Annotated in this window: 7 protein-coding genes; 2 read left to right on the forward strand and 5 right to left on the reverse strand. The window is 46.1% G+C overall.

Annotation, left to right across the window (positions count from 1 at the left end; genetic code table 11):
- Positions 1-63: 63 nt before the first annotated feature.
- From ETF27_RS08650 to ETF27_RS08665, 4 genes are all read right to left on the reverse strand, one after another.
- Positions 64-1,263 (reverse strand): DUF5119 domain-containing protein, encoded by a 1,200-nt coding sequence (locus tag ETF27_RS08650; RefSeq protein WP_158635986.1) that lies wholly within the window; start codon positions 1,261-1,263, stop codon positions 64-66.
- A complete protein-coding gene (locus ETF27_RS08655) occupies positions 1,260-2,675 on the reverse strand; it encodes a DUF3575 domain-containing protein (RefSeq protein ID WP_130828577.1) in 1,416 nt (471 codons plus the stop codon). The genes ETF27_RS08650 and ETF27_RS08655 overlap by 4 nt, the downstream gene beginning before the upstream one ends.
- 139 nt (positions 2,676-2,814) lie before the next feature.
- The gene (locus ETF27_RS08660; RefSeq protein WP_130828578.1) at positions 2,815-4,980 is read right to left on the reverse strand and encodes a Tex family protein; all 2,166 of its coding nucleotides are present in this window, start codon (positions 4,978-4,980) and stop codon (positions 2,815-2,817) included.
- 203 nt (positions 4,981-5,183) lie between these two features.
- Positions 5,184-5,618 carry a DUF6078 family protein gene (locus ETF27_RS08665; protein WP_130828579.1) on the reverse strand — a complete coding sequence of 145 codons (435 nt, stop codon included), beginning with the start codon at positions 5,616-5,618 and terminating at the stop codon, positions 5,184-5,186.
- 149 nt (positions 5,619-5,767) lie between these two features.
- Between ETF27_RS08665 and ETF27_RS08670 the strand changes: the two genes are divergently transcribed.
- Together ETF27_RS08670 and ETF27_RS08675 are read left to right on the forward strand one after the other, a co-directional pair.
- The gene (locus ETF27_RS08670) at positions 5,768-7,705 is read left to right on the forward strand and encodes an ABC-F family ATP-binding cassette domain-containing protein (RefSeq protein WP_130828580.1); all 1,938 of its coding nucleotides are present in this window, start codon (positions 5,768-5,770) and stop codon (positions 7,703-7,705) included.
- 85 nt (positions 7,706-7,790) lie between these two features.
- Entirely contained in the window at positions 7,791-9,824 is a 2,034-nt protein-coding gene (locus ETF27_RS08675; RefSeq protein ID WP_130828581.1) for a M13 family metallopeptidase, read from the forward strand.
- Positions 9,825-10,175: 351 nt separating this feature from the next.
- Here the strand turns inward: ETF27_RS08675 and ETF27_RS11355 are convergent.
- Positions 10,176-10,365 (reverse strand): hypothetical protein (locus tag ETF27_RS11355; RefSeq protein ID WP_205012817.1); only part of this gene is annotated, 190 nt, incomplete at its 5' end.

Genomic DNA, 10,365 nt, shown 5'->3' on the forward strand with positions numbered 1-10,365 from the left:
AAAGTGTCATCTGGATAGAGAGTTGAGAAACTTAGTGCTGACTTCAATTGTCTGTTGCTGAATTTACATCTCAAATTCCTGAGTGCCCCCATCCTCAAAATCCTTCACGATGGCATCGAAGCCCGAACCGCCCGAACGTTTGGGCAATGGTATAGTGTCGGCATCCAATTCTATGGTGATTACCCCTCCCTTAAAACGTTTTTGCACTTGATTGGTAACATCGAATACCAGCGTTGAATCCATACCATTGTTGAACAGCATCTTCAAGTCCATATAGTGGCGTATGCCATCGTTTGCCCTTGAACTTCTTTTGTTTCCGTTGATATTGCAAAGCCCGAAAGTCATTAAGCGTCCGCCGGCTATATCGACACGTTCTCCCTGCATTGAGCAATTGGTTTTGAAACGCACATTGTAATGCACGGTAACGGGGTCGTTGCCCGCCACACCTGTGTTGATGTTCACGCTTCGAGACATTCCCGAGAGGTTCGCATTGCCATCCACGCCTGTAATCTTACCTTTGTTGTGATGAATGATGACCTGCGTGAGGTAGATGTAGGTGCATGGCTCTAGCAGCATATCCATCTCTTTTACCCAAACCCCACGTTTCTCATCATAGGCGAAACCATCCAAGCTCTTGTTTATCTCCACCGCTTGTGTATATGCGCCGTAAAGCAATTCCGGTTGGTAGAACGATCGATTGTATTTTGGGGCTTGATAGCGTGCCGAGTTCATCGTTTGGTTTGTATATGCCGTTACCGATTCCAGCGTGGTTTGCTCATCGAAGAGAAGACTTTGAATTCCATCAACCGAGTTTACCATATTCCATGCGAGCAAGTCCCAAAATCCCCAATCGTAAACGGCTGAGAAGGAATGCTCCTTAATCATGTCGGCAAGTACACGTTTGTGGGGAGCGTAGGCATCAAAACCGGTGTAATAACGGCGAATGTTGAAAGCGGAAGGTTTCGTGTAACCGATATCTCCGAATAGTTGTTGATCTTTATCGTCCCAGCCGTAGTACCATTCATCGCGCCAATTGTATGTTGGTCTCTTCGTGTCAGCATAATCCCAAAACACATCGAGGTTAATTTCTACGATGGGGACGTTAATTTCTATTTCGCTGCCATAGTGAAGGTGTAACTCCGGCTCTCGTTCACAACTTATTGCTGTCAGGATTGTCATCCCAACAGTAATCATTCCGATGAGGTAAGCGATGAAGTTTTGGCATCGGTATTTTCGACAAAGTGGCTTGTCATTTTTTATCATCTTGCCATCTCCCATCTTTTCATGCTCACACCCTTTTTCGCTCTGCGTCTGTAGAGCAAGTCATAGGTGAGAGTCATTCCCACTCGGGTCGGTCCCATCCACGTAAATCGATGTTGTCGCTTCTTAAAGAAGTTGCCCCATTGTCTCCATTTATAGTAGTAAAGGTTGTCGTGCAAATCCGGGTATATGGGACTTTCGTATTGGAAAGGGTCATACTTAGTATATATCACGCCAAATTGCATTCCAAATTCCAATCGCCATCTGCTTTGTTTTCCCAAAGGCTGCACATAGCCGATACCCATTCCCACTCCAGTTCCTTCTCCAATCCATCCTCGGTTTTTATCAAAACTGATGCAATAGAGCCCTAAATGGGCGTATCCCTGCAAGTAAAGCCCTTTGTATGCCATTCCTCTCCCATGACCGTTTTTTTCGACATCGCCGTTCCGAAAATAGTACCGTGTCTCCAATTGATAATTGCGCACCTGAAAATATTTGTGTCTATCATAATCTTGCCACCATGGACAATCGAAGGATGCGCCATAGGTAAAATGTCCGTGCAACGGATAATATTCTATGGCTATGTTCGGAATCGGACAAAACCGGTCATAGTTCGGCATGTAAGCAAAATCTAGAAGCAGGTTGGTCTTGATGGACAACCATTCGCGACGTGGAATTCTCTTGTTGTTATCCACTCTTTTTCTGCTGTGTGGTTCTTCGGGAATTGCATTGGGATAGGGGAGTATTGCGGATAAGTCGATTGGCGCGATTTTACTCTCCACGCTGTTCTTTCGATAAAAAAGAACAACCGCCGCCATGCGCATTTCTTTAAAATAGGTGTCGGCAAGTCGTTTCCACACACGTTGCCCATCAAGCTTTTTCAATTCCGCCTTGAGTTGTCGCAAGTTCCGATTGATATATCTATTAATGATTTGTTCCACTCGTTGATAGTCGCAATCATTTTTTTGCTTCATCAGCATGAGCAAGTATAGGTAGTCTTCCGCCACAATAGTCTTTTGCGTTTCATGTTCTTCCGACAAGTCAAAGCATTTTTCCAATAGGGAGAGCATTGCCCCAGCGCGTTTCCCCGCCAACGCTTGGTTGTAGCGTATAGAACCCTCCGGAGAAGCCGTGCCGCGCACCATAATCTTCTCTAAACCATATCCTTTGTTCGGTAAGTAGTCCTTCAGCTTTTGTTCTAATTCTGTCCGAAGTGCATTCTGTCGGGGGATAGTATAGGTATTGACCGGGAAGACAATCTTTTGTGAAATGGCATAAAACAATGAATCTGTTACCGTAAACGCTGTGTCTTTTTCAAGTATGACAACATACGAATCTGGGGTAACAGCACCTTTTAATGGCAAGTTTAATGCTAAAAAGAAGGAAAGTATGAATATCTTGACCGTAGGCTTCATAACGTTTTAGATAATTAACCCAAATCATTCCGATTAAGATGAATTATCATTTCTGCCGGCAAAGATAAAAATATTTATTGTAATAATTTCAAATTTTATGTTAAAAAAACATTTTTAGTTATCAAATTAACAATTTCTTTCAGGAAGGTTGCTTTACGTGCTTCATGCTCAGTCCGATGCGATTTCGGCGATAATCGATTTGGACCACCTTTACACGGACGTGTTGGTGCAGCCTGACGACACGTGTGGGATCGGTAACAAATTTATCGGCAAGTTGGGAAATATGGATGAGTCCGTCCTGATGAACACCGATGTCCACAAAGGCACCAAAATTGGTGATGTTGGTGATAATACCCGGCAGTTCCATGCCTTCTTCAAGGTCGTCGATGCTATGCACGTTCTTGTCGAATTCAAATGCTTTTGCCTCTCCGCGCGGGTCGCGTCCTGGTTTTTCTATTTCTTGCAGAATGTCGGTCAGGGTGGGCAAGCCTGTGTCTTCGGTGATGTAATCATGCGGTTTTATTCTCTTTTGAATTTGTGGCGAAGCGATGAGTTCGCTAACCGAACATTGTTGGTCTTTCGCCATTTGTTCCACTATGTGATAACTCTCGGGATGTACTGCGGAGTTGTCGAGCGGATTGGTGGCATTGGGAATGCGAAGGAAGCCCGCGCACTGTTGGAAAGCCGTTGTGCCCAATCGTTTCACTTTTTTCAGTTGCTCGCGCGAGGTGAATGTTCCGTTTTCCCGGCGGTAGTCAATGATGTTTTGTGCCAAGGCAGGTCCGAGTCCGCTGACATAGGTGAGGAGATGTTTAGAGGCAGTGTTGAGGTTTACGCCCACGCGGTTTACGCAGCTCATGACCGTTTGGTCGAGCGAATGTTTCAGCAAGTTTTGATTTACGTCGTGCTGATACTGCCCAACGCCTATGCTCTTCGGATCGATCTTCACCAGTTCTGCCAATGGGTCAATCAAACGTCGTCCGATGGAAATTGCGCCCCGTGTGGTAACATCTTCGTTTGGAAATTCTTCTCGTGCCACGGCAGATGCGGAATAGATAGACGCACCATCCTCGCTGACCACAAAGACTGCCGGATGCCGGAACTTGTCATTGTTCGCTCCGTTGATGTTGATGGTTTCTTCCACGAAATCTTTGCTTTCTCTCGATGCGGTGCCGTTTCCGATGGCTATTGCTTCTATTTTGTATTGCCTTATCATGCGTTGTAGTGCAACGGTGGCTTGCGCGTAGAGCCGTTTGGGTTGGTGTGGATAGATGATTTCGTGATGGAGCAGGTTGCCTTGCTCATCGAGACAAGCGATTTTGCATCCGTTGGCATAGCCGGGGTCGAGCGCGAGCACTCGTTTTTGTCCGAGTGGAGCGGAGAGCAACAATTGTCGGAGGTTCTCCGCGAACACCTTAATCGCCTCCTCGTCGGCTTTCTCCTTGCTAAGTGTGGCAAACTCGTTCTCCATGCTTGGAGCAATGAGTCGTTTGTAGGCATCTTCCACAGCTTCTGCGATAAGTGTTTGACAAGCCCCATATCCACGAATGTATTGCCGTTTGAGTTGTTCCATGCAGCTTTCTTCCTCAATGGATATGCTTACCCGAAGGAAGCCTGCATTTTCTCCTCGTCGCATGGCGAGCAATCGATGGCTGTTGCATCTCCGAAGTGGTTCCGAGAAATCGAAATAGTCGGCAAATTTTTGCGCTCCGTCCTCCTCTTGCTTTTTTTTGATGACCCTTGACGTTATCACGGCCTCTCGTCTATAATGTCCCCTCACGATATCTCTTGTTTTGCGGTTTTCGCTCACCGTTTCCGCAATGATGTCTTGTGCTCCTTTTATTGCTTCCTCTTCGTTTTCCACTTCTCCTTTTACGAATTGTCTTGCTGCCCGCTCCGGGTGTTGCTCACGTTGCAGCATGAGGATTGAGGCAAGTGGTTCCAACCCTTGTTCCCTGGCAATCTGTGCTCGTGTGCGGCGTTTGGGTTTATAGGGTAGATAGATGTCTTCGAGTTCAGCGGAATTGTGACAGCTTGTAATTTGTTGTCGCAACTCCGGTGTGAGTTTTCCTTGTTCGTCAATAGTTTTGAAAATGGTTTCTTTTCGTTTCTCCAACTCTTTGATTTTGTCGTTCAGTTCGCTGATGCGTGTGATTTGCACCTCGTCGAGATTTCCTGTTCTCTCTTTGCGATATCGGGCGATAAACGGAATGGTGCACCCCTCTTCCAATAGGTTTAATACGGCTTCAACACTTTTTGCAGAGAGGTTGAGCTTGTTTGATATGTAGGTTGTGAATGGGTTCATGAAAATAGGTCTTTTTGTTCCTTTCCGACTTGTAAAGAAGTGGAGAATTGGTGTATATTATTTTATCGTATGGGCGACATTGGTTGAGTTTGCTTGTTCAACTTGTTTTTACCACTGCTTGGTAATGGCATTACCATAGGCTGGTAATGGTATTACCACAGGCTGGTAATGTTGTTACCACTGCTTGGTAATTTCATGTGGTCTTAATCATCGAAGAAGCGATAAGTATCTTTGTAATCATCAAACTCGATATCCTGTGTGTAGCCGTATGTTCTGAATAGTTCTTTGATCCATATTTGCTGTTTCGGGGAGAGTGCCTTCTCGCCCCGATAATATCGATAATACGTGCCGTTGCCATGGAGGTATTGAGTCATTTGAGCTCGCATGCGAGGGGCGTGGCGAGCTTTCACCTCTCTGAATATGTTTTTAAATCCCAATGCCACACGAATGGTCTCGATTTCTTGAAAGCATGGACATGATTTCAATTTCAGAACAATCGGTGTAACGGAATTACATTCGTGAATGTTGTCAGGGAGCAACATTCCACCTTTGTATCGCAAGCATGTTTCTTTTCGGGGACATTGGTTGAGAAAGCAAACCACCCAACCGTCAGGTAGGTCTTCGTATTTTAAATTCATAGATTATCGATTGTTTTCCTGCAAAGTTACGAAATAATCGCTTATACATCAAGTATTCGTGAGCTTTTTCTTTCGTTTTCTTGTTGGATATCGAAATTGTTTGGAATAAATTTGTAACTTTGCAGGGCATATTTTTTTTAGGGAAAACGATGATTTCAGTAGAAGGTTTGAAAGTGGAGTTTGGCGTGAAGCCTTTGTTTCAAGATGTTTCTTTCGTGATTAACGATCGGGACAGGATAGCCCTTGTCGGTAAGAACGGTGCCGGCAAGTCCACTTTGCTCAAACTGCTTTGCGGAATGTGCCAACCCACCGAGGGAACGGTGTCGGTGCCCAACGAAGCGACGATAGGCTATTTGCCACAAGTGATGAAACTCTCCGACGATACCACCGTGAAGGAGGAAACGCGCAAGGCGTTCTCCGGAAACACGGAGCTGGAAGCAAAGTTGGAGCGAATGCAGCGAGAGATGGCAGAGCGAACCGATTACGAGAGCGAGAGCTATGCCCGATTGGTGGAACACTTCACGCAGGAGCACGAGCGTTATCTGCTTCTGGGAGGCGAGAACTATGAGGCGGAGATAGAACGCACGCTCATGGGATTGGGCTTTCTAAGAACCGATTTCGATCGTCCCACGAAAGAGTTTTCGGGTGGTTGGCGTATGCGTGTGGAGTTGGCAAAGATACTGCTTCGCCACCCCGATGTGTTGTTGTTGGACGAGCCCACCAATCATCTCGATATCGAGTCCATACAATGGTTGGAACAGTTTCTCGCGCAGAGTGCGAAAGCCGTTGTGTTGGTCTCTCACGATCGTGCCTTTATCAATAACGTAACCAACCGCACATTGGAGATTACTTGCGGACGCATAGAGGATTATAAGGTGAGATACGATGAATACCTCGTCTTGCGCAAGGAACGGCGCGAACAACAACTGCGCGCCTATGAAAATCAACAAAAGGAGATAGCCGACACAAAAGCCTTCATAGAGCGTTTTCGCTATCAGGCAACAAAAGCCGTGCAGGTGCAGCAACGCGTGAAACAGTTGGAGAAGATAGTCCCGATAGAAGTTGATGAAGTGGATAACAGTGCCATGCGCCTGAAGTTCCCACCCTGCCTGCGCAGTGGCGATTATCCGATTATCTGCGATGAGCTGAGTAAGGACTACGGCGGGCAACAGGTTTTCGACGATGTAAATCTCACCATCAAACGGGGAGAGAAAGTGGCGTTTGTGGGAAAGAATGGTGAGGGAAAATCAACACTGGTAAAGTGTATCATGGGCGAAATACCGTTTGGTGGGAACTTGAAGATAGGGCATAATGTCCAAATTGGCTATTTTGCTCAAAACCAAGCACAATTGCTGGACGAGAACCTGACGATATTCCAAACCATCGATGAGGTGGCAAAGGGAGAAATGCGCTTGCGCGTGAACGATATGTTGGGCGCGTTTCTCTTTGGTGGAGAGACCTCGGAGAAGAAGGTGAAAGTGCTATCGGGTGGAGAACGCTCCCGACTGGCGATGATACGCCTGCTCTTGGAGCCCGTGAACCTTTTGATACTCGACGAACCCACCAACCACTTGGACATCCCCTCCAAGGAAGTGCTGAAAGAAGCAATAAAGGCTTTTGATGGCACGGCAATCATCGTTTCGCACGATCGTGAGTTTTTGGACGGATTGGTGAGCAAGGTCTATGAGTTTGGCAATGGAAAAGTGCGCGAGCATTTGGGTGGCATCTATGATTATCTGCGTGCCCGCAATGCCGAGAATATCACGGAGGCAATAAACGTTTTCGCTTCCCATTCGTCTGATAACACGCCGGTGGAGAAGAAGACCTCCACCGGCAAACAACAATATGCCGAGCGTAAAGAACAACAAAAGAAAATACGCAAAGTGCAACGAGCAGTGGAAGAGTCGGAACGGAGAATTGAGAAATTGGAGACGAGAAAAACCGAACTTGACAGCCTTCTGATGGATTCCGCGAATGCAAGCAACATGGAGCTTGTAACAGAATATACGGAAATTCAACGAGCGTTGGATGTAGAAAACGAGCGATGGATGAAGCGGGCGGAGGAATTGGAAGAGCTTGAGGAATGAGCACTGAACTGCAGACCCCTTGTCGGTTCGGCAAAAGATGAAAAACTATCAAACGATAAAACATTCAATATTAAAATCACTTTTTATGAAACTTAAAACATTTTTACCAATGATGATGATTGCATCGGCTCCCCTGACCGGCATGGCACAAGGTCAGGCGGGTGTGAAAGATGCCAATCTGAACAAGTCGGTTCGTCCGGCTGATGATTTCTATCAGTTCGCTACCGGTGGATGGCAAAAGAAGAATCCACTTCCGGCAGCTTACTCGCGTTTTGGCTCTTTCGATCAGTTGCAAGAGGACAACAACAAACGCATCAACACCATCCTCAATGGACTGTTGAAGAAGAAGGCAAAGCCCGGAACTATTGAGCAGAAGCTCGGCGATTTCTATAAACTTGCCATGGACTCCGTTCGTCGCAACAAGGAAGGCGTATCACCGCTGATGCCGTTGATTAACGAAATGGAAAATGCCAAGACCTTGGATGCGCTTCGTGCCATTCAATCAAAATATATCCTTCATGGCTATGGCATTCCGATGGGGTACAGTTTCGATGCTGACGAGAAAAACGCCAAGATGAATATTCTGAACATTTATCAGGGTGGTCTGACATTGGGGCAGAAGGATTACTACCTCGACAACGACAAGGCAACGACCGACATTCGCAATGCTTACAAACAGCACGTGGTGAATATGTTCAAACTCTTTGGCTTCACACAGGAACAGGCAGAACAGAAACGTGATGCCATTGTGCGCTTCGAGACGGCATTGGCACTCGTTTCAAAGAGTCGCACGGAACTTCGCGACCCAGAGGCAAACTATAACAAAATGACTTTGGCACAGTTCAAGGAGAATTATCCCAGCATACAGTTGGAACAATATGTCAATGGCACGGGTGTGAAGAGTGAGTATATACAGGAAATGGTGGTGGGACAACCGGCTTTCCTTGCCGGATTGGATAAACTCACTGCCACCGAGACCGCCGATGAGCTGCGCGCCCGCATGGAGTGGGATGCCATCTGCTCCGCATCGGGATATTTGAGTGATGAGGTTCGTGCGGAAGCATTCAACTTCTTCAGCAAAACAATGCGCGGCACGAAAGAGGATTATCCGCGTTGGAAACGTGCCACTTCACAGGTGGAAAGCCAGATGGGCGAGGCTTTGGGTAAAATCTATTGTGAACGTTATTTCCCGGCAAGCAGCAAGAAACGCATGGAAGAACTGATTAAGAATCTCCAGACGAGTCTTGCAGAGCGCATTAACGCACAAGAATGGATGAGCGATGCCACAAAGAAAGCGGGATTGGAAAAACTTTCCACGTTCTACGTGAAAGTGGGCTATCCCAATAAATGGAAAAACTTAAGCGAACTGACTATCGACCCCACGAAGTCGTACTATGAGAATGTAACAAACTGTCGTGAGTTTTGGAGCAAGATGGAAATTGCTGAAAAGGCAGGTAAACCGGTGGATAAGGATGAGTGGTACATGACCCCACAGACCGTGAATGCTTATTACAACCCCACTACCAATGAGATTTGTTTCCCAGCAGGTATTCTGCAATATCCCTTCTTCGATCCGAAAGCTGACGATGCTTTCAATTATGGCGCCATCGGTGTGGTGATTGGTCATGAGATGACACATGGGTTTGACGACCGTGGGCGTAACTATGATAAGGATGGCAACATGAAGGATTGGTGGACGAAGGAAGACGCTGCCAAGTTCAAGGCTCTGACCGATCCGTTTGCCGATTTCTTCAGTAATATCAACGTGTTGCCCGACTTGAAGGGGAACGGACGCCTTACGCTTGGTGAGAACCTTGCCGATCACGGTGGTTTGATGGTGGCTTTCAATGCATTCAAGAACGCTACAAAGGGGAAAAAAGTCAAGAACTTGTTGGGCTTCACTCCGGAACAGCGCTTCTTCCTTGCTTATGCCGGTGTCTGGGCTGCCAACATTACCGATGCGGAAATACGCAATCGCACGAAGAGCGATCCGCACGCATTGGGAGAATGGCGTGTAAATGGTGCGCTGCCACACATTAATGCTTGGTATGAAGCTTTCGGTGTAAAACCATCCGATAAACTCTATTTACCTGAAAATAGGCGGTTGAATCTTTGGTAACCGACAATAAAAATGAATAGGATAGGGCACTCCAAAAGTTTTCTGTAAATACTTTTGGAGTGCTTCCTTTTTATCCCATTTATCCCAAATTAGTTCTTGGGATTTTTATCTCAAAACAAGCATTGGGAAATAATCGAAAGAATAATTAATTTGTCATGAAAGACTGTGTGGTCATCCCAATTCTTTACCATCTTGTTCTCAACCAGTATTCAAACCTTTGTTATTCCATAGTTAGTTGTAGTTGTCCCATTCCGTTATAGGGATAAACAAAGTTTTACGACCGAAATCGATTAAGTAGAAGCTCCTTGTAGGATTAGATAGAAGCCCTTCATAGAATTAGATAGAAGCCCTTCATGGGATTAGATAGAAGTCCTTCATGGGATTAGATAGAAGCCCCTTGAAAGAGGTGAGTGCAAGTTCCAAAACGAAGTGCAATAAAAGAGTAGCCCTCGCCGAGAGATGCAGACGTTCTCGAAGCGTAGCGAGAGGTTGTCTGCATCTCTCGGCGAGGAAAAAAACAACCAGCAATACAAATACAAAA

This window comes from Prevotella brunnea (genome assembly GCF_008016795.1).
In the GTDB taxonomy this organism is placed as follows: domain Bacteria; phylum Bacteroidota; class Bacteroidia; order Bacteroidales; family Bacteroidaceae; genus Prevotella; species Prevotella brunnea.

Bases quoted from the DNA above. Each gene is read 5' to 3' on its own strand.
- ETF27_RS08655 (WP_130828577.1), bottom strand. From the start codon at position 2,675: ATGAAGCCTACGGTCAAGATATTCATACTTTCCTTCTTTTTAGCATTA.
- ETF27_RS08660 (WP_130828578.1), bottom strand. From the start codon at position 4,980: ATGAACCCATTCACAACCTACATATCAAACAAGCTCAACCTCTCTGCA.
- ETF27_RS08650 (WP_158635986.1), bottom strand. From the start codon at position 1,263: ATGATAAAAAATGACAAGCCACTTTGTCGAAAATACCGATGCCAAAAC.
- ETF27_RS08675 (WP_130828581.1), top strand. From the start codon at position 7,791: ATGAAACTTAAAACATTTTTACCAATGATGATGATTGCATCGGCTCCC.
- ETF27_RS08665 (WP_130828579.1), bottom strand. From the start codon at position 5,618: ATGAATTTAAAATACGAAGACCTACCTGACGGTTGGGTGGTTTGCTTT.
- ETF27_RS08670 (WP_130828580.1), top strand. From the start codon at position 5,768: ATGATTTCAGTAGAAGGTTTGAAAGTGGAGTTTGGCGTGAAGCCTTTG.